General features: G+C 74.4%; 21 protein-coding genes. 10 read left to right on the top strand and 11 right to left on the bottom strand.

The features are described from left to right. Window positions 1-20: 20 nt before the first annotated feature. Window positions 21-929 (top strand): class I SAM-dependent methyltransferase, encoded by a 909-nt coding sequence (locus VFG42_RS07650; protein ID WP_324906954.1) that lies wholly within the window; start codon window positions 21-23, stop codon window positions 927-929. A 113-nt stretch (window positions 930-1,042) separates the two neighbouring features. Here VFG42_RS07650 and VFG42_RS07645 read toward each other — a convergent pair whose 3' ends face one another. Continuing rightward, window positions 1,043-2,455: a deoxyribodipyrimidine photo-lyase gene (locus VFG42_RS07645; RefSeq protein ID WP_324906952.1), complete on the bottom strand. Its 1,413-nt coding sequence runs from the start codon at window positions 2,453-2,455 to the stop codon at window positions 1,043-1,045. 35 nt (window positions 2,456-2,490) lie between these two features. On the opposite strand from VFG42_RS07645, the gene VFG42_RS07640 reads away from it, so the two are divergent. Next, window positions 2,491-3,114 (top strand): LON peptidase substrate-binding domain-containing protein, encoded by a 624-nt coding sequence (locus tag VFG42_RS07640; RefSeq protein WP_324906950.1) that lies wholly within the window; start codon window positions 2,491-2,493, stop codon window positions 3,112-3,114. Here the strand turns inward: VFG42_RS07640 and VFG42_RS07635 are convergent. Then, complete coding sequence (locus tag VFG42_RS07635; RefSeq protein ID WP_324906948.1) at window positions 3,059-3,985, bottom strand: DMT family transporter; 927 nt, start codon at window positions 3,983-3,985, stop codon at window positions 3,059-3,061. The genes VFG42_RS07640 and VFG42_RS07635 overlap by 56 nt on opposite strands. Window positions 3,986-4,070: 85 nt before the next feature. Between VFG42_RS07635 and VFG42_RS07630 the strand changes: the two genes are divergently transcribed. Continuing rightward, window positions 4,071-4,817, top strand: a complete 747-nt coding sequence (locus VFG42_RS07630) for a methyltransferase domain-containing protein (protein ID WP_324906946.1) — start codon at window positions 4,071-4,073, stop codon at window positions 4,815-4,817. On the opposite strand, the gene VFG42_RS07625 is transcribed toward VFG42_RS07630, so the two are convergent. The 3 genes from VFG42_RS07625 to VFG42_RS07615 form a co-directional block, all read right to left on the bottom strand. Beyond that, window positions 4,774-5,217, bottom strand: coding sequence for a hypothetical protein (locus VFG42_RS07625; RefSeq protein WP_324906944.1), 444 nt, complete (start codon window positions 5,215-5,217; stop codon window positions 4,774-4,776). The genes VFG42_RS07630 and VFG42_RS07625 overlap by 44 nt on opposite strands. Window positions 5,218-5,281: 64 nt before the next feature. Continuing rightward, window positions 5,282-7,639: an arylsulfatase gene (locus VFG42_RS07620; protein WP_349260399.1), complete on the bottom strand. Its 2,358-nt coding sequence runs from the start codon at window positions 7,637-7,639 to the stop codon at window positions 5,282-5,284. 103 nt (window positions 7,640-7,742) lie between these two features. Beyond that, complete coding sequence (locus tag VFG42_RS07615; RefSeq protein ID WP_324906940.1) at window positions 7,743-9,203, bottom strand: gamma-glutamyltransferase; 1,461 nt, start codon at window positions 9,201-9,203, stop codon at window positions 7,743-7,745. 195 nt (window positions 9,204-9,398) lie between these two features. On the opposite strand from VFG42_RS07615, the gene VFG42_RS07610 reads away from it, so the two are divergent. From VFG42_RS07610 to VFG42_RS07595, 4 genes are all read left to right on the top strand, one after another. Further along, the gene (locus VFG42_RS07610; protein WP_324906938.1) at window positions 9,399-9,752 is read left to right on the top strand and encodes a response regulator transcription factor; all 354 of its coding nucleotides are present in this window, start codon (window positions 9,399-9,401) and stop codon (window positions 9,750-9,752) included. A 16-nt stretch (window positions 9,753-9,768) separates the two neighbouring features. Continuing rightward, on the top strand, window positions 9,769-10,404 hold the full coding sequence (locus VFG42_RS07605) for a response regulator transcription factor (RefSeq protein ID WP_324906936.1): 636 nt from the start codon (window positions 9,769-9,771) through the stop codon (window positions 10,402-10,404). Continuing rightward, window positions 10,401-12,653, top strand: coding sequence for a PAS domain-containing protein (locus tag VFG42_RS07600; protein ID WP_324906933.1), 2,253 nt, complete (start codon window positions 10,401-10,403; stop codon window positions 12,651-12,653). The genes VFG42_RS07605 and VFG42_RS07600 overlap by 4 nt, the downstream gene beginning before the upstream one ends. A 96-nt stretch (window positions 12,654-12,749) precedes the next feature. Continuing rightward, entirely contained in the window at window positions 12,750-14,309 is a 1,560-nt protein-coding gene (locus VFG42_RS07595) for a putative bifunctional diguanylate cyclase/phosphodiesterase (RefSeq protein WP_324906931.1), read from the top strand. On the opposite strand, the gene VFG42_RS07590 is transcribed toward VFG42_RS07595, so the two are convergent. From VFG42_RS07590 to VFG42_RS07575, 4 genes are all read right to left on the bottom strand, one after another. Next, window positions 14,306-14,623, bottom strand: coding sequence for a hypothetical protein (locus tag VFG42_RS07590; protein WP_324906929.1), 318 nt, complete (start codon window positions 14,621-14,623; stop codon window positions 14,306-14,308). The two genes, VFG42_RS07595 and VFG42_RS07590, sit on opposite strands and share 4 nt — an antisense overlap. Before the next feature lie 202 nt (window positions 14,624-14,825). Next, window positions 14,826-15,914 carry a cell division protein FtsZ gene (gene ftsZ / locus VFG42_RS27410; RefSeq protein WP_349260398.1) on the bottom strand — a complete coding sequence of 363 codons (1,089 nt, stop codon included), beginning with the start codon at window positions 15,912-15,914 and terminating at the stop codon, window positions 14,826-14,828. 718 nt (window positions 15,915-16,632) lie between these two features. Next, complete coding sequence (locus VFG42_RS07580) at window positions 16,633-17,388, bottom strand: AAA family ATPase (RefSeq protein ID WP_324906925.1); 756 nt, start codon at window positions 17,386-17,388, stop codon at window positions 16,633-16,635. A gap of 164 nt (window positions 17,389-17,552) precedes the next feature. Then, window positions 17,553-17,900, bottom strand: coding sequence for a hypothetical protein (locus tag VFG42_RS07575; RefSeq protein ID WP_324906923.1), 348 nt, complete (start codon window positions 17,898-17,900; stop codon window positions 17,553-17,555). Window positions 17,901-17,947: 47 nt separating this feature from the next. On the opposite strand from VFG42_RS07575, the gene VFG42_RS07570 reads away from it, so the two are divergent. From VFG42_RS07570 to VFG42_RS07560, 3 genes are all read left to right on the top strand, one after another. Further along, entirely contained in the window at window positions 17,948-18,862 is a 915-nt protein-coding gene (locus VFG42_RS07570; protein WP_324906920.1) for an ArsA-related P-loop ATPase, read from the top strand. Further along, a complete protein-coding gene (locus VFG42_RS07565; RefSeq protein WP_324906918.1) occupies window positions 18,859-19,998 on the top strand; it encodes an ArsA family ATPase in 1,140 nt (379 codons plus the stop codon). The genes VFG42_RS07570 and VFG42_RS07565 overlap by 4 nt, the downstream gene beginning before the upstream one ends. A gap of 68 nt (window positions 19,999-20,066) precedes the next feature. Then, on the top strand, window positions 20,067-20,846 hold the full coding sequence (locus VFG42_RS07560) for an arginase family protein (RefSeq protein ID WP_324906916.1): 780 nt from the start codon (window positions 20,067-20,069) through the stop codon (window positions 20,844-20,846). Here VFG42_RS07560 and VFG42_RS07555 read toward each other — a convergent pair. Both VFG42_RS07555 and VFG42_RS07550 read right to left on the bottom strand, forming a co-directional pair. Then, window positions 20,812-21,054 carry a hypothetical protein gene (locus tag VFG42_RS07555; RefSeq protein WP_324906913.1) on the bottom strand — a complete coding sequence of 81 codons (243 nt, stop codon included), beginning with the start codon at window positions 21,052-21,054 and terminating at the stop codon, window positions 20,812-20,814. The two genes, VFG42_RS07560 and VFG42_RS07555, sit on opposite strands and share 35 nt — an antisense overlap. A 72-nt stretch (window positions 21,055-21,126) precedes the next feature. Continuing rightward, window positions 21,127-22,389, bottom strand: coding sequence for a hypothetical protein (locus VFG42_RS07550; protein WP_324906911.1), 1,263 nt, complete (start codon window positions 22,387-22,389; stop codon window positions 21,127-21,129). Window positions 22,390-22,470 lie beyond the last annotated feature (81 nt).

Genomic DNA, 22,470 nt, shown 5'->3' with positions numbered 1-22,470 from the left:
CGGGTAACCTGCCGCGCCTCATGAGCCCCGCCCCTGCCACCGCGGAGGAGATCCGCGACGTCAACACCCGCTACCACGACGGTGCCGCCGCCGACTACGACGCGAAGTGGGGCATCGACTTCGGCGAGATCGGCCGGACGCAGGTGCTGGGCAAGCTGCGCAAGGCCCTGGGCGGCGACCTGCGGTCCTTCGACCGCTCGCTGGAGCTGGGCGCGGGCACGGGCTACTTCAGCCTCAACCTCCTGCAGGCGGGCGTCATCAGCGCGGCGACGTGCACCGACATCTCGCCGGGGATGATCGACGCGCTGAGCGCCAACGCGCGGCACCTGGACCTCGACGTCGACGCGCGCGTCGCCGACGCCGAGGCGCTGCCGTTCGAGGACGGGTCCTTCGACCTCGTGCTCGGCCACGCGGTCCTGCACCACCTGCCCGACCTCGACCAGGCGTGGCGCGAGATCCATCGCGTCCTGGCGCCGGGCGGCGTCGCGATCTTCGCGGGCGAGCCGTCGGAGTACGGCGACCGCATCGCCAACGTCCCCAAGCGGACGGCGAACCGCCTGGCCCCCGCGTGGCGCGCGCTGATGCGCGCCCGCCCCGCCGCCGAGGGCAACCTGGACGGCGGCGCCGAGAACCACCAGCTGGAGTCGATGGTCGACGTCCACGCGTTCACGCCCGAGCAGATCTCGTCGTCGCCGCGCGCCGCGGGCTTCGCCGACGTGCGCGTCCGCGGCGAGGAGCTGCTGGCCAACTGGTTCGGCTGGGCCAACCGCGCGCTGGAGGCGACCGCCGACCCCGAGACCGTCCCGTGGGCGTGGAAGATGTACGCCTTCCGCGGCTACGTCGGCCTCCAGCACGTCGACCGCGTGCTCCTGGAGCCGCGCCTGCCGTCGGCGATCTTCTACAACCTGATGATCACCGCGCAGAAGTGACCAGCATGCGGAGCATCCCGTCGACCAGGCCCGCGACGCGATCGTCGCGCGGCTGAACGCGTCCTTCGCACCCGCCGACGCGAGCTACCTCGCCGGCACGAAGACCGCGGCGGCTACCCGATGGCGTAGCGCGCCATCGCGACGCGGCGCTCGGCCGCGTGGTCGACGATCGGCGCCGGGTAGTCGGTGCCGATCGCGCAGCCGGCGGCGGCCTGCTCAGCGTCGCTCATCGTCCAGGGCTCGGCGAGCTTGTCGACCGGCACGTCGCGCAGCTCGGGCACCCAGCGGCGGACGTAGACGCCGTCGGGGTCGAACTTCCGCTGCTGGGTGATGGGGTTGAACAGGCGCCGGAAGTACGGCGCGGGGTCCGCGCCGGTGGAGGCGATCCACTGCCAGTTGCCGTTGTTCTGGGCGGGCTCGCCGTCGAGCAGCAGCCGCGCGAAGTGGCGCTCGCCCGCGCGCCAGTCGATGTGCAGGTCCTTGGTCAGGAACGAGCCGACGACCAGCCGCGCGCGGTTGTGCATCCAGCCGCTGCGCGCGAGCTGGCGCATCCCGGCGTCGACCAGCGGATAGCCGGTCGTGCCGGTCTGCCAGGCGTGCAGCGCGTCGGCCGCGTCGGACCACTCCAACGTCCCGCGATAGCGCGCCTGGAACTCGCGGTGGGCGTTGTCGGGGAACATCAGGAGCTGGTGGGCGTAGAAGTCGCGCCAGGCGAGCTGGCGGGTGAAGGCCGCGGCGCCGGCGCCGCCGTGGCGCCGCGCGCGCTCCTCGCACTCGCGCGCCGACAGGCAGCCCCAGCGCAGGTACGGGCTCAGCACGCTCGTGCCGCCGGAGAGGTCGTCGTGGCGCTGGTCGTAGGCGTCGATCGGACCGCGCAGGAACGCGTCCAGCGCGGCGCGGGCCGCGTCCTCCCCGGGCTCGACGACCGGCTCGGGGACGCTGTCGTCGTCGACCCCGAGCGCGCTCGCGGACGGCAGCCGTCCCTTGCGCAGGGACGACGGCAGCGGCGGCAGCGCGGTCGGCGCGCGGTGCACGGGCCGGCGCGCCACGGCGTCCAGCGCGCGGTGAAACGGCGAGAACACCGTGTAGGGCCGGCCGGCCTTCGTGCGCGGCTGGGAGGGGTCGGCGAGGTAGCCGCCGCCGTGCGGGCGGGCCTCGACGCCCGCGTCGCGCAGCGCCGCGGTCACGCGCGCGTCGCGTCGCCGGGCGTAGGGCGCGACGTCGCTGGTCCAGTGGACGGCGCGCGCCGACACCTCGCGCGCGAGCGCGGCGACCTCCTCCTCGGGCCGCCCGTGGCGGACGACCAGCCCCGAGCCGCGCTCGCGCAGCGCCGCGTCCAGCGCGCGCAGGGCGCCGAGCATGAACCGGGCCCGCGCCGGGCTCGCGTAGCGGCCGCGCAGCAGCGCGTCGTCGAGCACGAACAGCGGGACGACGCGCTCGTGCTCGGCATGGGCGGCGGCGAGAGCGGGCAGGTCGTGCAGGCGCAGGTCGCGCCGGAACCACACGACCGCGGTTGAAGCGGGCACGTTGACGGGTACGGGCCCGACCTAGAATCGGATCCATGGGCGAGCACCGCAGCGACTTCCCGCTCTTCCCCCTCGGCCTGGCCGCCGTGCCGCACGAGCTCGTCCCGCTGCACATCTTCGAGGACCGCTACAAGGAGATGATCGGCGAGGTGCTGGAGGACGCGCTGGAGTTCGGCATCGTCTGGGCGGCCGAGGACGGCCTGAAGGCCAACGGCTGCGCGATGGAGGTCGCCGAGATCCTCGAGCGCCACGACGACGGCCGCCTCGACATCCTCGTCCGCGGCACGCGGCCCTTCCGGATCGTCGAGGAGCACTTCGACCACATCTACCCCAGCGGCGAGGTCGAGTTCCTGGACGACAAGGACGAGTCGCCCGACGCGGGGACGCTCGACGCCGCGCACGAGGCCTACGGCGACCTCGTCGAGGAGGCCACCGACAAGGTCCTGGAGCCCGAGATCCTCGAGCCGCTGAGCGCCTACGAGATGGCGGCGACCGTCGACTTCGGGCCCGACGCCAAGCAGGGGCTGCTCGACCTGCGCTCCGAGAACGCGCGGCTGCGGCTGCTGACGCGGCTGTTCCGCGCGGCGGTCAAGCGCCTGGACTTCATCGAGCGCGCGCAGGCGCGGGCGCGGTCGAACGGGAAGGTTCGCTTCGGCTGATCCACCCGGGCAGGCGGCCCGACGCCGCCAGCCACGAGCCCGCGAGGATCAGCGCCAGGCCGCCGACGGTGCCCGCCGTGAGGTCCTCGTTCAGCAGCGTCACGCCGTAGACCACGCTGAACGCGGGCGCCACGTAGGAGACGATCGACGCGCGCGCCGGGCCGATCTCGGCGATCGACGTGTAGAACAACAGGAACGCGAGGCCGGTGCCGCCGACGCCGAGCGCGAGCATGCTGAGGATCGCCTCGGCGCCCGGGGAGCGGGTCGGCAGCGTGGCGAGCGCGAACGGCAGCCAGAAGACCGCGCTGATCGTCAGGTTGGACACGACGACGCCGACCGGCGGCACGCCCGTGAAGCCGCGCTTGGCGATCAGGACGGCGATCGCGTAGCAGAGGCCGGAGCCGACGATCATCAGGCCGCCGACGAGCGTCTCCGCGTCGCCCGAGAGATCGACGCCGAACAGCAGCACGACGCCGAGCATCCCGAGCAGGACGCCGACCAGCGCCCAGCCCGACGAGCGCTCCTCGGGATCGACCTTGATCGCGAGCAGCACGATGAACAACGGCGCGGTGGCGACGAGGATGCCGGCGAGGCTGCTCGGCACGTGGTTCTCGCCGTAGGTGATGAGCGCGAACGGGACGATGACCTGGGTGGCGGCCAGGGCGAAGGCATAGCCCTTGCGTTGCCAGAGCAGCGGGATCGCGCCGGAGCGGATCGCCAGCGGCATCAGCACCGCCGCGCCCATCAGCGTCCGGGCGCAGATGATGAAGCCCTCGCTGAGGTCGCCGTCCAGCGCGACCTTGATGAACATGTAGCTGGCCCCCCAGAGGGCGGCGGTGATCGCGAGGCTGAGCCAGGTCCGGGCGGGCACGCAGGCGAGTGTGGCAGTTGCGATGCGGGCTCGTGATGAGGATGTCTTGCCGGATGGATCAGGCGTGCTTATACGGTGGAGCGCGATGGACGCCCGAGCACGCGAGGCCTACGACGCGATGGCCGACGCCTACGTCGCCGACGAGCGCAACGCCTACAACGCGCTCTACGAGCGGCCCGCGACGCTGGCGGCCCTCGGCGACGTGCGCGGCCGGCGCGTGCTGGACGCCGGCTGCGGCGCGGGCGCGCTGGCGGCCGAGCTGGTGGCCCGGGGCGCGACGGTCGACGGCGTGGACGTCAGCCCGCGGATGGTCGACCGGGCGCGGGCGCGCGGGCTGGACCGGGACGCGGCGCGGTTCGCGGTCGGCGACCTCGCCGACGGCGCCGCGCTGGCGGCGTTCGCCGACGACGCGTTCGACGCGGCGGCCGCGTCGTTGATGGTGCACTACCTGCGCGACTGGGCGCCGCTGCTGGGCGAGCTGGCGCGCGTCGTCGTCCCCGGCGGGCGCGTCGTGGTCTCCACCCACCATCCGGCGCTGGTCGCCCGCCAGTGGCCGGACGTCGACCCGGAGGCGACCGTGCTGCTGCACGACCGCTGGGTCAAGGACGGCGCGGCCTACGACGTCCGCTTCTGGCACCGACCGCTGAGCGCGATGCTCGACGCGTTCGCGGCGGCGGGGCTGGAGGTGGAGGAGTTGGTCGAGCCGGCGCCGCTGCGCGAGTGCCGCGCGGCCGATCCGGTGGCGTGGGAGCGGCTGACCAGCGGGCCGTGGTTCCTGGTGGCGGTGCTCAGCGCGCCAGGCCGCACGACTGCTGGGCGACGTCCCGCGTGAGCTTGGCGAGCCGGTAGAACGCCTTGGGCTGGTGCGCGGACGTGTCGCTGAAGGCGACCGTCCCGTTCTCCGAGCGCACGCGGTAGGACAGCGTCGTCACGTGCCCGGGTGGCAGGTCGATGTGCTTCTCGGCCAGGCCGACGTCGTCGTCCTTCTCGCCGTCGAGCTCGCGCCGCAGCTCGCGCGCGGTGATCAGCTGCGCCGAGGTGATGTCCTTGCGCGGCCCGCGGTTGCACGAGACGCCGCCGTCGTCGATGAAGCGCAGGCTCAGCTTCGCGCCCGGGATCGTGCCCGTGCGCGAGACGACGAACAGGTCGGCGGGCTCGGGGCCGCTGCAGGCGCTCAGGGTGGCGAGCGCTGCGACGGCGGCGGCGAGGGCGAAGGCGGGGCGGCGGCGCATGCGGGACGCTGCATCCTTGCGCAGGCGGCGCCCGACGGGCGCCGCCACCCCCGCGCCCGGGCCGTCACTGCCGCGTCATCGCCAGCTGGGCCTTGATCTCGTGGTCGATCAGGTGGTCGTGGCTGTCGTCGCCGAGGTCGATGCGCAGGAACCTCAGCTCGCCGGTGAACGCGTTGGCGGTGCCCGCGGGGTAGTCGTCGCAGACCGGCGAGCAGGAGTCGACGCCGACGTCGCTGGTCTCGTCGAGCGAGAAGACGTAGGCGCTGGTGTGCTCGACGCGCGTGGAGCCGGCCTCCTCGCCGTCGACGTAGAGCGTCGCGGTGCCGCCCTGGCCGAGGCCGCCGCCGTCGTAGGCGAACTCCAGGCGCACCTGGTGCTCGCCGGGCGGGATCGCCTCGCCGCCGGCGACCTCGTAGTGCTCCAGGCCGGCCCAGCTGTAGTGGTACTTGGGCCGGCCGTCCTTGAGGTACAGCGCCCAGCCGCCCGTCACGCCGCCCTGGGAGAACAGGACGCCCTCGGCGCCGCCGTCCGGGACGACCAGCTCGGCCGTGATCGCGTGCGAGCGGTTCTTGACGTTGATGACGCAGTCCTCGTTGAGCGCGCGCATGCCCGGGAACAGCACCTGGCTCGTGCCCTGGACGATCTCCGGGCGGCCGGCGACGTGCGGGTCGGTGGTCTCGGCGAGGCGGTCGTCGAGCGGCAGGACGTTGTAGCGGGCGGCCTCGATGAGGAACAGGCGCTGCAGCTCGTGGAGCTTGTCCGGCCGCTCGGCGGCGAGGTCGCGGGCCTGGCTCCAGTCCTCGGTGGTGTCGTACAGCTCCCAGACGTCGTCGTCGAAGGCGACGCCGTGGCCGGTGATGATCCACGGCGTGCGGTGGCGCGTGACGGCCGTCCAGCCGCGGTGGTAGATGCCGCGGTTGCCGATCATCTCGAAGTACTGGGTCTCGTGGCGCTCGGCGGCGGCCGCGTCGTCGAAGCTGTAGGCCATCGACACGCCGTGCATCGGCTCCTGGGTGACGCCGTTGACGGTGTCGGGCTCGGGCAGGCCCACCACGTCGAGGATCGTCGGCGCGACGTCGATGACGTGGTGGAACTGGTGGCGGACCTCGCCGCGGGCCTCGATGCCCTTCGGCCAGCGCACGATCGTCCCGTTGCGGGTCCCGCCGAAGTGCGAGGCGACCTGCTTGGTCCACTGGTAGGGCGTGTTCATCGCGTGCGCCCAGCCGACCGCGTAGTGGTTGTAGGCCTTGGGCGTGCCGATGTCGTCGATGCGCTCGCGCAGGTACTCGTGGGTCTCGACGCCGGGCGCGTTGGCGATCGCCAGCTCGTTGAGCGTGCCGTTCAGCGTGCCCTCGGCGCTGGCGCCGTTGTCGCCGATGATGTAGATGACCAAGGTGTCGTCCAACTGCCCCAGCTCGTCGATGGCGTCCAGGACGCGGCCGACGTGGTGGTCGGCGTAGGACAGGAACCCGGCGTAGACCTCCATCTGGCGGGCCAGCACCGGCTTGAAGTCGTCGGGCATGTCGTCCCAGGCGGGGATCTCGTCGTGCCGGGCCGTCAGCTCGGTCTCGGGCGGCACGACGCCCAGCTCCTTCTGGCGCGCCAGCGTCGCCTCGCGCAGCGCGTCCCAGCCGCCGTCGAACCTCCCCCGGTACCGGTCGGCCCAGTCCTTGGGGACGTGGTGCGGCGCGTGCGTGGCGCCGGGCGCGAAGTACGTGAAGAACGGGCGGCCGCCGCCGATCGAGGCGTTCTGGCGGATCCACGCGATCGCCTGGTCGGCCAGGTCCTCCATCAGGTGGTAGCCGTCCTCGGGCAGCGCGGGCTGGTCGATCGGCGTCGTGTCGCTGTGCAGCACCGGGTACCACTGGTTGGTCTCGCCGCCCAGGAACCCGTAGAAGTGCTGGAAGCCGTTGCCGGGCGCGGGCCAGCGGTCGAACGGGCCGGCGGGGCTCAGCTCCCAGACCGGGACCTCGTGGCACTTGCCGAAGTGCGCGGTCGCGTAGCCGTTGAGCCGCAGGATCTCCGGGACCGGCGCGGTGAAGTTGGGGCGGACGCTCGTGCGCCCCGGCGAGGCCGACGCGTTCTCGGTGATGTGCCCCATGCCGACCGCGTGGTGGTTGCGACCGGTGATCATCGCCGCGCGCGTCGGCGAGCACAGGGCGGTCGTGTGGAAGCGCGTGTACTTCAGGCCCTGGGCCGCGACCCGCTCGGCGGTCGGCATCGCGCACGGCCCGCCGAACGCGCTGCCCGCGCCGAAGCCGACGTCGTCGAGCAGGACCAGCAGGACGTTCGGCGCGCCCTCGGGCGGACGCAGCGGGGCGATCGGCGCGAACGCGCTGTCGGGATCGCGCGCGTCGTAGGCGATCAGCCCCTCGTACCGGCGGTCGGGGATCGGGAGGCTTCCACGCTCAGGGGTGCTCATCGTCTTCGGCTCCGGGTCGTCGCGGTGGGACGTCGCGACGATGATCCGGGCCACGCGGGTGACGGCGGCTCACCCGACGCGGGTGAGGGCCGCCGCGCCGCCCTCAGGCCCGCGCCGCCGCCCCGCCGCGGCGCGGGTCCCCGGCGCCGTTGAGCGCGCCGCCGGCCCGGTCGCGCTCGACGGCCTGGGCGCCGCCGAAGAAGAGGTTGCGCGCGCGGAAGGGCGCGAGCGCGAGGCCCCGCGCCGCCAAGGACGACAGGTCGATCCCGGGCTCGGCGTAGACCGTCGAGCCCTCCAGGTGCAGCCGCGGCGCCTCGACGGCGGCGCGGGCGTCGAGGCCGTGGTCGGTCACGCCGACGATCACCTGCAGGATCGCGGAGCGGATCCGGTTGGAGCCCGCGCTGCCGAGCACCAGCTCGACGTCGCCGTCCTCCCCCAGCACGACCGTCGGCGCCATCATCGACGGCATCCGGCGCCCCGGCGGCGCGGTGAAGAAGCCGAGCGGGTTGAGGTCCTCCTCGCCCATGACGTTGTTGAGGTGGATGCCCGTTCCCGGCACCACGAGCCCGGAGCCCTCGCCGTTGGTGCACGTCACCGCGCAGGCGCGGCCGTCGGCGTCGATCACGCTCACGTGCGTCGTGGACCCGAGCTGGGCGCGGAGGAAGCGCTCCAGGAACCCGGGCTCGGCCAGCCCGGCGTCGAACTCCGGCGTCCGCGCGCCCTGGGCGCGCGCCATCGCGTCGACCAGCGCGGACGGCGTCGGCGGGCCGGACGCGTCGAGGTGCGCGAGCGCCAGGGCCAGCAGCGTGCCCCCGGCCGACGGTGGCGGGTTCGTCAGCACCCGCCGGTCGCGGTAGCGGACGGTCGCGGGCGCGCGCACGACGGCGTCGTAGCCGGCGAGATCGGAGCCCGACAGCGTCCCGCCGCCGTCCGCGACGCACGCGACGATCGCGTCGGCCAGGTCGCCGCGCACGAACGGCGCCGCGCCGTCGCGCCCGAAGCGCTCGATCGTCTCGGCCAGCTCGTCGGAGCGGAAGGCCTCGCCCGCCCGCAGCGCGCGCCCGTCGCGCGTGAACGCCGCCGCGGCCTCGGGCGTCGAGAGCAGGATCCCCTCCAGGATCTCCGAGACGTAGGCCTGCGCCTCGTTCAGCGGCACCCCGGCGCGCGCCAGCGCCGCCGCGCCCGCCGCCAGGTCGGCCAGCGGCAGCGACCCCCAGCGCCGCGCCGCCTCCTCCAGCCCGCTCGGCGTCCCCGGCACGCCCACCGACGCGGCGCCCACGTGGAAGACCTGGGTCGCGTCGCCGAACGACACGACCACCGGCGTCAGCGGGGCGCGCTCGCCCGCGCTCGGCGCCGCGACGAAGAAGTCCAGCAGCGCGGGCTCCCACCCGCCGCCGGCGACCATCAGGTAGCCGCCCGCGCCCGGCCCGGTCAGCAGCGGCTCGGCCGTCCACGACGCCAGGCAGGCGGCGATCGCGGCGTCGACCGCGTTGCCGCCCTCGCGCAGCACGGCGGCGCCCGCCTCGGCGGACACCGGGTGCCCGGCGGCGACGATCCCGTCCATCAGGCGACGCATCCTCGCACGCGCCCCCGCGGGAAAGACCCGCTCTTTCCAGGAACCCGCGGCACCCATCCCCCGATGGACCGTCCGATCGGTGGATAGCGCGCCTGACCTCATCACGACGAAATGAGGGGTGTGCTGTATCCCGCTGTAGCCGCGTTGGATGTAGGCGGCCAGCGGCCGACCCCCCGCGAGACCATGCGCATCGTGATCGCCGACGACCACGAGACGTACCGCCGGGGCCTCGCGAGGGCCATCCGGCGCTTCGGCACGCTCGACCTCGTCGGCGAGGCCGCCGACGGCGCGCAGGCGCTGAAGGTCATCCGCGAGGCCTCGCCCGACGTCGCGCTGCTGGACGTCCGCATGCCCGAGCTCGACGGCCTGGAGGTCGCCCGCCGCCTCAGCGAGCTGGGCGGCGTGATCGTCGTCCTTCTGACAGGGAGCAACACCGACGAGCTGACGGCGGCCGCCGAGGCCGCGGGGGTCCACACGCTGCTGAGCAAGGACCTCTCGCGGGACGACATCTGCCGTCGCTTGCTCGCCCTGCGTTGAGCAGTTATAAGGCGGCATGAGCCGCGTCCGGGTGTTCGTCGCCGACGACCACCCCATGTACCGCGAAGGACTGGTGCGGGCGATCAAGGAACGTCCCGATCTGGAGCTCGTCGGCGAGTCCGCCGACGGGCGCAGCGCGCTGCCCGAGATCCGGCGTCTGACGCCGGACGTCGCCGTGCTGGACGTGCGCATGCCCGGCCTGACCGGCACCGAGGTCCTCAACGCGATCGCCCGCGAGCGGATCTCCACCCGGGTCGTGTTCCTGTCGGCCCACGTCGACTCCGAGCTGGTCTACCGCGCGGTCGCGCTCGGCGCCGCCGCCTACCTCTCCAAGGAGGCCGACCGGGCGACGATCTTCGACGCGGTCGTCGCCGTCGCCCGCGGCCAGACCGTGCTCTCGCCCGAGATCCAGTCGGGGCTGGCCGCCCAGATCCAGCTGCGGGAGACCGAGTCGCGGCCGGTGCTCTCCCCGCGCGAGCAGGAGGTCCTGCGCCTCATCGCCGAAGGCGGCTCGGCGCCCGAGATCGCGCGCCAGCTGCATCTGAGCCCGTCCACGGTCAAGACCCACCTCCAGTCGCTCTACGAGAAGCTCGGGGTGTCGGACCGCGCGGCGGCGGTCGCCTCCGCGATGCGGGCAGGACTGCTGGAGTGAAGAACCGCACCGCCGAGCAGATCCAGAGCCTCTTCGAGGTCAGCCGCGACCTGCTGGCGATCCTGGAGCACGGCAAGGGCGTCGTCGCGGCCAACCCGGCGTGGGAGCGCGTGCTGGGCCGCAGCCCGGAGTCGCTGATCGGCACCCAGCTGATCGACCTCGTCCACCCCGACGACGTCGAGCGCACGCAGCGGATGATCGACCAGCTCCGCGAGGGCGACATGGACCTGCCGCCGATCGAGAACCGCTACCGCCACGCCGACGGCAGCTGGCGCTGGCTGCGCTGGAGCTCGGTCGCCCGCCGCGAGAACGGGTTCACCTACGTCGCCGCGCACGACATCACCGCCGAGCGCGAGGCGATCCAGGAGGCCCGCGAGGCGATCGCGCGGATGGAGCGCTCCCAGCGCGTCGCGCACGTCGGCAGCTGGGAGCGCGACCTGCGCACCCGCCGGCTCACCTACTCGCCCGAGATGTACAACATCATGGGCCTGGACCCCGAGCGCGACGAGCCCCTGGGCATGCGCGCGCTGCTGCCGCGGATCCTGCCCGCGCACCACCCGCGCGTGCACGAGGCGGTCGAGCGGCTGTGGTCGCGGCCGGGCGTGCCCCACGAGCTGGAGTACGAGCTGGTCGAGCCCGAGGGGCGCGTGCTGTGGACCGTGCTGGAGCTGGACCGCGACGCGGCCGGCGAGCCGATCGTCCTGCGCGGGACCACCCAGGACGTCACCGTGCTGCGCGAGAACGAGCGACGGCTGGAGGCCGCCGAGCGCGTGGCGGGCATCGGCAGCTTCGAGCTGCGCCAGAACACCGGCGCGGTCGTCTGGTCGCCGGGCACCTACCGCGTCTACGACCGCGACCCCGCCGAGGGGCCGATCGACATGGAGGCCTTCTGGGCGGGCTTCGGCCCGGAGGAGCTGGCGGGCCTGCGCCGGATCGTCCGCCATGAGGACGAGCACGTCACCCGCTGGGAGCTCGAGTACCCGTGGCGCGACCAGGACGGCCGGCAGCGCACCCTGCTCAGCCGCGGCGAGACCGACGACAACGCCGGCGACCCGATCGTACGCGGCACCGTCCAGGACGTCACCCGCGACCGCCGCATCCGCCGCCAGCAGCAGGAGATCGCGCGCCTGGGCCAGCTCGCGCTCGGCGGCACCGACCTGCGCCTGCTGTTCGACGAGGTGTGCCGCGTGACGCTCGACGTGCTCGACACCGACATGGTGTCGATCCTCGCGCTGCAGAACGACGGCAGCTACGCGCGCGCCGCCAGCCTCGGCATCCCGGACGTCTCGGGCGGGACCGCGATCGACGCCGCCCGCGACTCGATCGTCCGCCACGCGGTCGCGGCCGACGAGCCGATGATCGTCGAGGACTGGCACGCCCAGGACGAGTACCCCTACACCGACACGATCGCCGAGCACGACGTGCGCTGCTCGATGATCCTGCCGATCCGCGGCCGCGACGCGCCGTGGGGCGCGCTGACCGCCCACTCGCTGACGCCCGGCGTCGAGGACCCGGTCAACGACATCGCGTTCCTCGACGCGCTCGGCTCGTTTTTGGCCACCGCGATCGAGAGCGCCCGCCACGAGACCGAGATCGCCGCGCTGGCGACGCTGCGCGGCCGGCTGGTGGCCGAGAACCTGGAGGCCGAGGAGCGCGTGCGCCAGCGGATCTCCGAGCAGCTGCACGACGGCGCGCTGCAGGATCTGCTGGCGGCCCGCCAGGACCTCGTCGAGGCCGCGACCGCCCAGGGCGACGAGATGCGCACCGAGATGCTCGGCTACGCCCGCGAGGGGGTCGAGCGCGCGGTCAAGCTCCTGCGCGAGGCCGTCCACGCGCTGCACCCGGTCGTGCTCCAGCACGGTGGCCTCGAGGCGGCCATGCAGGCGGCGGCCGACCAGGCCGCGCGCCAGGGCGGCTTCCGCGCGGCGGTCGTCGTCGAGCCCGAGGCGACCGGCCTGCGCGACGAGCTGGTGATGTCCTTGGCGCGCGAGCTGTTGAACAACGCGGCCAAGCACGCACAGGCGCACACCGTTCGCGTGCACGTCGTGCGCGACGACGGCGCGGTGCGGCTGGAGGTCGTCGACGACGGCGTCGGCCTCGATCCCCGAGCGGTGGAGAACGCACCGCTCAACGGTCACATCGGCTTGGCGTCGCTGGCCCAGCGCATCGAGGCGGTGGGCGGCACGCTGACGCTCGGTCGCGGAGACCGTGGAGGGACGACGGTCGTGGCGCGCCTGCCGATCGGCTGACCCTCGCGCTCCTCCGATCGGTGGAGGTCGCACACCCGCCGTCAACCGCCTGCCCCGCCGGTGGCCCGCGCGACGACTTCGCGCGATCCTGGTGTGATGTCCTCTCCCCTTCGACAACGAAGGTGGTGGCCTCCCCTCCTCCTGGCCGCCACCGTCCTCGCCGCGCTCGCGCTCGGCGCCCTCCTCCGCTCCACCGTGGCCGGCGCGGCGATCGCCCTGGCCCTCGGCCTCGCCGTCCAGCAGCTGGTCCCGGGACACCGGACCGCGCGGGACCCGACCTCGGCCGAGGTGCCGCTCCCCACGCCGCCGCGGGCCGCCGCCCCCGCCGCCATCGCCGGCGTCGCCGCGCCGCGCGAGCTGGACGTCGCCGGCCACGGCGCCCACACCGACGACCTCACCGGCCTGGCGAACCGCCGCGCGCTGCACCAGCGCCTGGAGACCGCGCTGGCCGAGCCGGGCGCCCGCGCCGCGCTCGTCCTGCTCGACGTCGACGCCTTCAAGGACGTCAACGACACGCTCGGCCACCACGCGGGCGACCGCGTCCTGCGGCTCGTCGCCCAGCGCCTGGAGCACGTCGCGATCGAGGCCGACCTGCTGGCGCGCGTCGGCGGCGACGAGTTCGCCGTCCTGCTGACCGGCGACGGCGCCGACGACGCCAACGCGATCGGCCGCCGCGTCCGCACGCTGCTGGAGGCGCCGCTGGACGTCGAGGGCCTCGCGATCCGCCTCGGCGCGAACATCGGCATCGCGCTCGCCCCGCGCCACGCCACCGACGCGACCGGCCTGGCGCGCCGCGCCGACGTCGCGATGCACCTGGCCAAGACGCAGCGCACCGGGATCGAGGTCTACGCGCCCGAGCGCGACCGCCACTCCCCCGCGCGCCTGGCGCTGACCTCCCAGCTGCACGGCGCGATCGACGGCGGCCAGCTCGAGGTCCACTTCCAGCCGCAGGCCGACACGCGCACGGGCGCGGTCACCGGCGCCGAGGCGCTCGTGCGCTGGCGCCATCCCGAGCACGGGCTGATGCCGCCGGCGGCGTTCCTGCCGCTGGCCGAGCGCGCCGGGCTGATGGGCCCGCTGGCGCTGATGGTCCTCGACGAGGCGATGGCGGCGTGCGCGTCGTGGCGCGCGGACGGCCACGACCTCACGGTCGCGGTCAACCTCTCGGTGACCAACCTGATGGACCCGGACCTGCCCGCCGAGATCGCCGCGCTGCTGGCCGAGCGCGAGCTGGACGCGGCCCACCTGGAGCTGGAGATCACCGAGGACGTGGTGATGGCCGACGCGGTCGGGCCGATCGGCGTCCTGCACGAGCTCAAGGAGCTGGGCGTGCGCCTGTCGCTGGACGACTTCGGCACCGGCTACTCGTCGATGGCCTACCTGAAGCACCTGGCCGTCGACGCGCTGAAGATCGACCGCTCGTTCGTGCGCGACATGGCCGAGTCGGCCGAGGACGCCGCGATCGTCCGCTCGATCGTCGCGCTGGCCCACGCGCTCGACCTGACCGTCGTCGCCGAGGGCGTCGCCTCCTCCCGCGCCTGGTTCGCGGTCCGCGACGCGGGCTGCGACCTCGGCCAGGGCTACCAGATCGGCCGGCCGATGCCCGCGCCCGCCTTCGGCGACTGGCTGGCCACCCGCTCGGGGCGCGCGGCCTAGGGCCGGAGCTTCGGCACGATCAGCGTCGCGACCACCGCGCGGTGGTCGGTGTCCGGGATCGTGTGCACCGACACGGCGTCGGCCCGCATCCGCGGGTCGACGAGCACGTGGTCGATCGCCATGAACGGCGGCGGGTGGACGACCTGGACGTCGACCGGCTCCGCGCCCGGGATCCGGATGAGCGCACGCGGCTCGCCGTTCTGGTTCAGCGAGTTGTAGGGCTTGCGGCGCTCCAGCGGGAACCGGGAGAACAGGCCCGAGCCCTGCGCGCCGGAGCGCGTGTCGACGGCGCGGCACGGGAGCGCGCGCCGCAACCCGGCCGCGTCCAGCCGCGCGACCTCCTCGGCCGGCAGCCATCACCTCGATCCGCGCGCCGCCGTGGACGGCCGGCCGCGGGCCGGGCAGCGCGCGCGGCGCCACCGCGGCCGCGAGCCAGCCACGGCCCCCAACGACGAACGAGGGCCCGCGCACGGCGCGGGCCCTCGAAGTGCTGCACCTCGGTCGCGTTGTCGCCGGCTAGCGACGCGGCAGGAACTCCGGGACGTCGAGGTCGTTCACGACGCCCCCGCGGCTCGCCGTGATCCGCTCGCGCGGCGGAGCGGCGGCCTCGCGGCTCGACGGCGTGCGGCGCTCTATACGCGGCTCGCCCGCCGGCTCCTCCAGCGGCTGCGACGGACGGCGCTTGGGCGCGTCGCCGTAGCGCGTGGCCACGACCGTCACCCAGACCTGGTCCTCGAGCTTCTCGTCCACCATCGCGCCGAAGATGATGTTCGCGTCGGGGTGCGCGGCCGCCGCGACGGCCTTGGCCGCCTCGTTGACCTCCCACAGCGACAGGTCGCGGCCGCCGGTGATCGACAGCAGGATCGACCGGGCGCCGTCCATGCTCGTCTCCAGCAGCGGCGAGGACACGGCCTGCTCGGCCGCCTCCAGCGCGCGCTTGTCGCCCACGCCCATGCCGATCCCCAGCAGCGCGGCGCCCGCCTCGGACATGATCGTCCGGACGTCCGCGAAGTCGAGGTTGATGATGCCCGGGAGCGTCACCAGGTCCGACACGCCCTGCACGCCCTGGCGCAGGACGTCGTCGGCGACGCGGAAGGCGTCGACCATCGACGTGTGCTTGTCGAGCACGCTCAGCAGGCGGTTGTTCGGCACGACGATGAGCGTGTCGACCTCGTTGTGGAGGTGCTCGATGCCCGCCGTCGCCTGCTGGGAGCGGCGGGAGCCCTCGAAGCCGAACGGCTTCGTGACGATCCCGACGGTCAGCGCGCCGATCTCCCGGGCGATGCGCGCGACGATCGGCGCCGCGCCCGTGCCCGTGCCGCCGCCGGAGCCGGCGGCGATGAAGATCATGTCGCTGCCCTTCAGCAGGGACTTGATGCGGTCGTACTCCTCCATCGCGGCCTGACGGCCGAGGTCCGGGTTGGATCCGGCGCCGAGGCCGCGCGTGACCTGCGGCCCGATGTGGAGCGTGATGTCGGCCGTCGACTGCTGCAGCGACTGCAGGTCGGTGTTGATGGCCAGGAACTCGACGCCCTGGACCTCGGCCTCGACCATGCGGTTGACCGCGTTGACGCCGGCGCCGCCGACGCCGACGACGCGGATCACCGGCGAGCCGGCGACCTTCGCGCCCCACGGCGACTCGTCGTGGCCGGGCGCGCTGCGGGCGAACGGGTCCGCGGCGGGCGCGGCCGGAGCGGCGGGCGCCGCCGGGGCGGGCTCGGGCTCGGGGGTGACCTCGGGAGCGCGGGCGGCCGGCGCCGGAGCGTTCTCCGGCACGGACGGCGCGAGGATGTCGTCGGGCAGGTCGTCGGTGCCGAACGCGTGGCGCAGGCGGTCCTGCGCCGACGTGCGGCCGGCGGCGCGCTCGGCCCGACGGGCCTCGCGCTCGGAGTCCAGCGACGGGTGCGGGTAGCCCGTCTCGCGCGGGTGCGCGGGCGGGTCCGACGGGCCCTCGTCGATCAGCGGGTCGGGCTCGTGGCGGCGCTGGGCGGCCGGCGTCGCCGGCGGCACCGGGGCCTCCGGCAGCGGCGGCTGCTGCGTCGCCTGCGGCTCGCTGGGCACGGCCGGCGGCGCCGGCGGCTCGACGCGCGCGGACGGCGCCTCGGGCAGCGGCGGCTGCTGGGTGGCCTGCGGGCGCGCGGGGGCGGCGGGCTCCTCGGCGCGCGGCGCGGCGGCCGGCGTCTCCAGGTCCGCGGGCGCGGGGGCCTGCTCGGGCGCCTTCGGCGCCTGCGCCTCCGGCGTGCTCGGCGTCGCCTGCTCGGGCGCGTCTTCGTCGGTACGACGGAAGAGCGCCGCCAACGGGCCCTCCCTCATGCTGGCGCGCTTACCGCTGGCCATTGGCGAGAACCTCCGTCGCGAGATCGCGATAGGACTGTGCGGCCACCCCGTCCGGATCGTACTTCAGGACCGACATGCCCTTGACGGGCGCCTCCGCGAACCGGATCGTCTTCTTGATCCGCGACGCGAAGACCCGGTCCCCGAAGTTCTCCTCCAGGATCTCGATGGCCTCTTTTGCGTGAACCGTGCGCGTGTCCATCAGCGTAGGCAGGATGCCTTCGATCTGGACGTCCGGGTTCAGGTTCTCCCGGATCATCTGCAGCGTGTTCTGGAGCTGGATGAGCCCGCGCATCGACAGATACTCGCACTGCACGGGGACGATCACCTTGTCGGCGGCCGTCAGGGCGTTGATCGTGAGCAGCCCGAGGCTCGGCGGGGTGTCGATGCAGACGAAGTCGTAGTCGTCGGCGACGGCCTTGAGCGCCTTCTCCAGCGAGCGCTCGCGGCCGATCTGCGCGGACATCGCGATCTCCGCGCCGGCGAGGTCGATGGACGCGCAGGCGACGTCCACCTCGCGGGTCCGGATGACGTCGCGGATCGGCACGTGGTGCACGAGCACGTCGTACATCGACGTCTCGACCGTGTCGGGATCGATGCCCTGCGACATGGTCAGGTTGCCCTGGGGGTCCATGTCGATACAGAGGACGCGGTGGCCCTTCTCGGCGAGCGCGACGGCGAGGTTCAGGGTGGTCGTCGTCTTCGCGACGCCGCCCTTCTGGTTGGCGAAGGCAATCACCTTCATGACGCTGCTGTCTCCCTCTGCACGGAAGGCCGGAGTCGAGGTCGTTGCGGACCCATCGACGCCGGTATTCGCAACGCCCGCCGGGATTCCTCCGTGGCGGCGCCCACGGATGGACCGCCCCGGCTCCGGACGCCGGGACGGCCCGTGGTGCCTCGTCCGTCTGTCTAGACGCGGACGTCGACGCTGCGTCCGCTCGTCGCGCCGGCCGACGAAGAGGCGGAGGCGTCATCCCCGGACGCCGAGCCCGACCCCGTGTCGGAGGACGACGAAGACGATGAGCCCGACGGCTTGGCCTTGGCCACGGCGTCGGGAGAAGGCGCGGCATCCGCCGGCTTGGCCGGATGGGCAAGGGCCTGCAGCAGCTCGCCGTCGGCGAACGGCTGCGGCGGCCGGGCGAAGGCGCGCTGCAGGAGCACTTCGGCCAGCGTCGGTGCTCCCTGCGGGAAGCTGGGCGAAAGAGACATGGTCATCGGGGCATCGAGCGCTTCGACGCGCGCCTTGAGCGCGGTCATGCCGTGCTGGACGGCAGTAGGGTCAGACGCTCCGGATGCGGGATCTGTTGAGCAAGCCCCTGGTCGTCGTCACCGGCAAGGGCGGCGTCGGCAAGTCGACCGTGGCGGCCGCGCTGGGCATGGCCGCGGCGAGCCGCGGGCTGCGCACGATCGTGGCCGAGGTCAGCGCGCGCGACGACGTCTCGCGCGCCCTGGCGACCGACGCGCCGGCGCCCGGCACGACGTTCGTCGAGCGCGACCTCGGCGACGGGCTGCACCACATCTCGATCGACCCGGAGTCCGCGCTGGAGGAGTACGTCCGCGACCAGCTGCCGCGCGGGGTCTCGGACCTGCTGACCTCGTCGCGGATGTTCGCCTACCTCGTGGCGGCGACGCCGGGCCTGCGCGAGCTGCTGACCGTCGGCAAGGTCTGGGAGCTGGCCCAGCCCGACCGCCGCACGCCGGGCGCCCACCCCTACGACCTCGTCGTGCTCGACGCGCCGGCCACCGGCCACGGCGTCGGCGTGCTGACGGCCCCCGGGACGTTCGCCGACGCCGCGCGGATGGGCCCGGTCGCGCGGCAGGGCGGCAAGATCCACGCGATGCTCGCCGACCCCGAGCGCACCGCGATCGTGGCGGTGTCCCGGGCCGAGGAGATGCCGGTCAACGAGACGCTGACGCTGCGCGACGCGTTGGCCGACGACCCGCTGCGCCAGCGCCTGGCGGCCGTCGTCGTCAACGGGGTGCTGCCCAACCGCTTCCGCGGCGCGGAGCTGCGGGCGCTGGAGGCGGCGCCGCCGTCGCGGGCCGTCCGCGCGGCGCGCACGGAGGCGGCGCGGGCGCGCGCGCACCGCTCGCAGCTGGCGCGCCTGCGGCGCTCGGTCGGCGACGTGCCGGTCCGGACGCTGCCGTTCGTCTTCGGCGACGCGGGCGACCTGGACGGCGCGGCGGTCGCGCGGCTGGGCGAGGAGCTCGTGCGATGAGCGGCGATCTCCTCGATCGGCTGGCCGAGAAGCGCGTGGTGATCTGCGCGGGCTCGGGCGGCGTGGGCAAGACCACCACCTCGGCGGCGATCGCGATGGGCCTGGCGGCGCGCGGCGCGCGCGTCTGCGTCGTGACGATCGACCCGGCGCGGCGGCTGGCCGACGCGCTGGGCATCGAGCAGCTCGGCTCGGTCCCCCATCGCGTCGACGCGGGGCGGCTGGCGGGGCATGGCATCACGACCAACGGCCAGCTGTGGGCGATGATGCTCGACCCCAAGCGGACGTTCGACGAGCTGATCGAGGGGCTGGCGCCCGACGCGGCGACGCGCGACGAGATCCTCGACAACCGGATCTACCGCGAGCTGTCGGGCGCGGTGGCGGGCTCGCAGGAGTTCACCGCGGTCGCCAAGTTGTATGACCTGGAACGCTCGGGTCGCTTCGACGTCATCGTGCTCGACACGCCGCCGTCGCGCAACGCGCTGGACTTCCTCGACGCGCCCGACCGGCTGACGGGCTTCCTGGAGGGCCGCGCGCTGCGCGTCCTGCTGGCGCCCTCCGGGCTGGCGGCGCGCGTCGTCGGCCGCGGCACGGCGGTGATCTTCAGCGTGCTCGGCCGGCTGACCGGCGTGGACCTGATGAGCGACCTGAAGGTCTTCTTCGCCGCGTTGTCCACCGTGTTGGACGGCTTCCGCGAGCGCGCGACCGCGGTCAAGGCCCTGCTGGCCGACGACGCGACGACGTTCCTGATCGTCACCTCGCCCGAGCGCGAGCCGGTCGCCGAGGCGATCTTCTTCCGCGACAAGCTGCGCGAGGCGCGGATGCCGTTCGGCGGGCTGGTCGTCAACCGCGTGCACCCGCTCGCCGACGAGGAGCCGGACGCCGACGGGGAGGTCGACGGGCTCGACGCGCCGCTGGCCCGCAAGGCCCTGCGCACGCTGGCCGAGCTCCGCGCGCTCGCCGCGCGCGACGCCGCCGCGATCGACCGCCTGCGCCGCGCGGTCGGCGACGACGATCCCGTGATCGTCCCCCACCTCGCCGGCGACGTCCACGACGTCGACGGCCTGGTCGCGATCCACCGCCATCTCTTCGCCGTCGGCGACGAGCGCGCGCGCTTGCTGAGCGAGGCGGCGTTCTGACCGGCGCCGGCGACCCGCCGCTGGCGGTCATCTGCTGGCCGTTCGACCAGGCGCGGCCCGACCACGCCATGGGCGCGGGCGCGTCGCTGCTGGCCGCCGACACGACGCTGCACGACCTGCTGGCCGACGTCGGCTGGGCGCCGACGCTGGAGCGCGTCGCCGCCGCCGACCCGTCGCTGGGCGAGGTCGCGCGGACGTTCGACCTGCTGCGCGCGCAGGCCCAGGCCGTGCGCGGCGCCGTGCGGCGCGGCGCGTTCCCGCTCGTGCTCGCGGGCGGCTGCCTGAGCGCGGCGGGCACGGTCGCGGGCTGCGGCGCGCGCGGCGTCGTCTGGCTGGACGCGCACGCCGACCTCGACACGCCGGAGAGCAACCTCTCCGGCAACCTCGACGTGATGGCCCTGGCGATCGTCACCGGCGGCGCGTGGCAGGCCGCGGCGGCGACGATCCCGGGCTTCCGTCCGGTGCGCGAGGACGCGGTGGCGTTGTTGTACGCCAGGGATCTGGCGGACCACCAGCGCGACGCGGTGGCGGCGTCCGGCGTGCACACCGACGCGGCCGCGCTGCCGCTGCTGCCGCGGGACCTGTACCTGCACGTCGACCTCGACGCGCTCGACACGTCGGTCGGCCACGCCAACCGCCATGCCGCGCCGCGAGGGCCGTCGCTGGAGGAGCTGCTGGCGACGATCGACGCGGCGTTCGCCTGCGGGACCGTGCGGGCGGCGGCGCTGACGGCCTACGAGCCCGAGTACGACCGGGGCCACCGGATCGGCGGCGCGGCGCGCGAGATCGCCACCCATGTCGCGCGCCGTGCCCTCACCCAGCGAGGAACAGCTCCCGTCCCGCGCTGAGGTCGAGGCCCGCGGCAGTCGCGATCGCCTCCGGCGCGGTCGGGGCATGGAACCACCGGCCATCCGGCAGGACACGCGCGTAGGCCGTCTGGGCGTGACACGGCCCGGCCCCCATCACCGCGAGCACGCCGCCGTCGGGCAGCCGCACGGGCCACCACTCGAAGGCGTCGCCGGGCAAAGCCATGTCCTTGTCTTGCACTCCCCACATCAGGCCGTCGACCGTACGACGGTCGGCGGTGGGGCGCCAGAGCCGGGCGTCAGGACGCCCGGAGACCAAGGCCTACACGATGGTGCGCTGGCGCGCGTCCTCCTCCGCCAGCAGCTCGTCGGCCACGGCGCGCAGGTCGGAGTCGAGGTGGCCGCAGAGCACGTCGCGCAGCAGCGCGCGCAGCCAGCCGGTCAGCTCGTCGACCAGCGGCTCCAGCGCGTGGTCCTCGGGCGCGACCCCCGCGACGACCGAGCGCTCCAGCGCGACGAGGTGCGCGATCCGCTCGGTCACCTGGGCGCGCGACTCGGGGATCGCGCACAGCGCGGCGACGCGGCCGGCGAGGCGGCCCGACGACAGGCCCTCGGGCTCCAGCAGCGCGCGCAGCGCGAGCAGGACGTCGGTCAGCGCGTCGGACGGGCGCGGGCGCTCGGTGGCCAGCTCGAAGCGGCCCAGCGCCCAGGCCAGCTCGCCGGCGCGCGGCGTCCGGCGGGAGATCAGCGACAGGAACGCGCGCAGCTCGTCCTCCTGCTGGACCGGGATCACGCAGACGCCGCGCATCGCGGCGCCGGCGGAGATCGCGAACGGCTGCCACGGGTTGCCGCCGGTGCGGGTCCAGGCGGTGCGCGCCAGGACGATCCCGGCCGAGTCGTAGAGGCGCAGGCCGGTCAGCAGGCGGCGCAGGCGCACCTGGGCGTGGCGCAGCGGCGCCTCGTCGCCGGGCGCGGCCTCCCAGGTCAGGCGCGCGAGCACGACCTGGTGATCGTCGTCGTCGAGCGGGCGGCACGCCTCGGCGGGCGCCTCGGCGCAGCGGTCGGCGCGCACGAGGCTGAGGCCGTCGCCGAGCGGGATCTCGTCGCTCATCAGCGCGAGGCCCATGATCGGCGCGACGACCTCGGTCACCGCGCGGCCGTCCATGACCAGCGACTCCAGCTCCTCGTAGGCGCGGGCGAGGCGGTCGGGGTGCAGCTCGAAGTCCGTGGTCTCCTCGAAGACGCGCGTGAGGAAGTGGCGCAGCGCCTCCTCGGCGCGGGCGCGCGGCTGCGCCGGGACCTGCGCCTCGCCGCGGGCGACCAGGTACGTGTCGATCCCGCCGCAGGCGGCCAGCGCGTGGACGGCGGGCAGGTAGGAGGCGAGGCGGCCGAGCATCGACAGGCGCTCGTCGATGAACGACGCGGTCAGCGGGCGGTAGCAGTACAGCGGGGCCTCGCGGCGACTGCCGCCGAGCTCGACGACCTCGAACGGCACCTCGGCGCCGTCGGCCGTGTCGGCGGCGAGCGTGAAGGCGGCCTCTTCCGCGAAGGCGGCCAGCGCGGCGTGCAGCGAGCGGTTGCGCATGTGCCGTCGGTTCGTTCCCTAGCACGCCGGTCCTGCATCACGCACGAGCCGTTGCAAGGGTGGGTCCGTCCCGGCAGCCGC

The sequence above is a fragment of the Baekduia sp. genome, assembly GCF_035685985.1.
GTDB lineage: Bacteria > Actinomycetota > Thermoleophilia > Solirubrobacterales > Solirubrobacteraceae > Baekduia.
The sequence above is the reverse complement of the archived record's forward strand: the minus strand, read 5'-3'. Positions and strand labels throughout refer to the sequence as shown.

Coding starts and splice junctions, on each gene's coding strand:
- VFG42_RS07650 (WP_324906954.1), top strand. CDS start 21: ATGAGCCCCGCCCCTGCCACCGCGGAGGAGATCCGCGACGTCAACACC.
- VFG42_RS07640 (WP_324906950.1), top strand. CDS start 2,491: ATGGGCGAGCACCGCAGCGACTTCCCGCTCTTCCCCCTCGGCCTGGCC.
- VFG42_RS07630 (WP_324906946.1), top strand. CDS start 4,071: ATGGACGCCCGAGCACGCGAGGCCTACGACGCGATGGCCGACGCCTAC.
- VFG42_RS07625 (WP_324906944.1), bottom strand. CDS start 5,217: ATGCGCCGCCGCCCCGCCTTCGCCCTCGCCGCCGCCGTCGCAGCGCTC.
- VFG42_RS07620 (WP_349260399.1), bottom strand. CDS start 7,639: ATGAGCACCCCTGAGCGTGGAAGCCTCCCGATCCCCGACCGCCGGTAC.
- VFG42_RS07615 (WP_324906940.1), bottom strand. CDS start 9,203: ATGGACGGGATCGTCGCCGCCGGGCACCCGGTGTCCGCCGAGGCGGGC.
- VFG42_RS07610 (WP_324906938.1), top strand. CDS start 9,399: ATGCGCATCGTGATCGCCGACGACCACGAGACGTACCGCCGGGGCCTC.
- VFG42_RS07605 (WP_324906936.1), top strand. CDS start 9,769: ATGAGCCGCGTCCGGGTGTTCGTCGCCGACGACCACCCCATGTACCGC.
- VFG42_RS07595 (WP_324906931.1), top strand. CDS start 12,750: ATGTCCTCTCCCCTTCGACAACGAAGGTGGTGGCCTCCCCTCCTCCTG.
- VFG42_RS07580 (WP_324906925.1), bottom strand. CDS start 17,388: ATGAAGGTGATTGCCTTCGCCAACCAGAAGGGCGGCGTCGCGAAGACG.
- VFG42_RS07575 (WP_324906923.1), bottom strand. CDS start 17,900: ATGACCGCGCTCAAGGCGCGCGTCGAAGCGCTCGATGCCCCGATGACC.
- VFG42_RS07565 (WP_324906918.1), top strand. CDS start 18,859: ATGAGCGGCGATCTCCTCGATCGGCTGGCCGAGAAGCGCGTGGTGATC.
- VFG42_RS07560 (WP_324906916.1), top strand. CDS start 20,067: ATGGGCGCGGGCGCGTCGCTGCTGGCCGCCGACACGACGCTGCACGAC.
- VFG42_RS07555 (WP_324906913.1), bottom strand. CDS start 21,054: ATGTGGGGAGTGCAAGACAAGGACATGGCTTTGCCCGGCGACGCCTTC.
- VFG42_RS07550 (WP_324906911.1), bottom strand. CDS start 22,389: ATGCGCAACCGCTCGCTGCACGCCGCGCTGGCCGCCTTCGCGGAAGAG.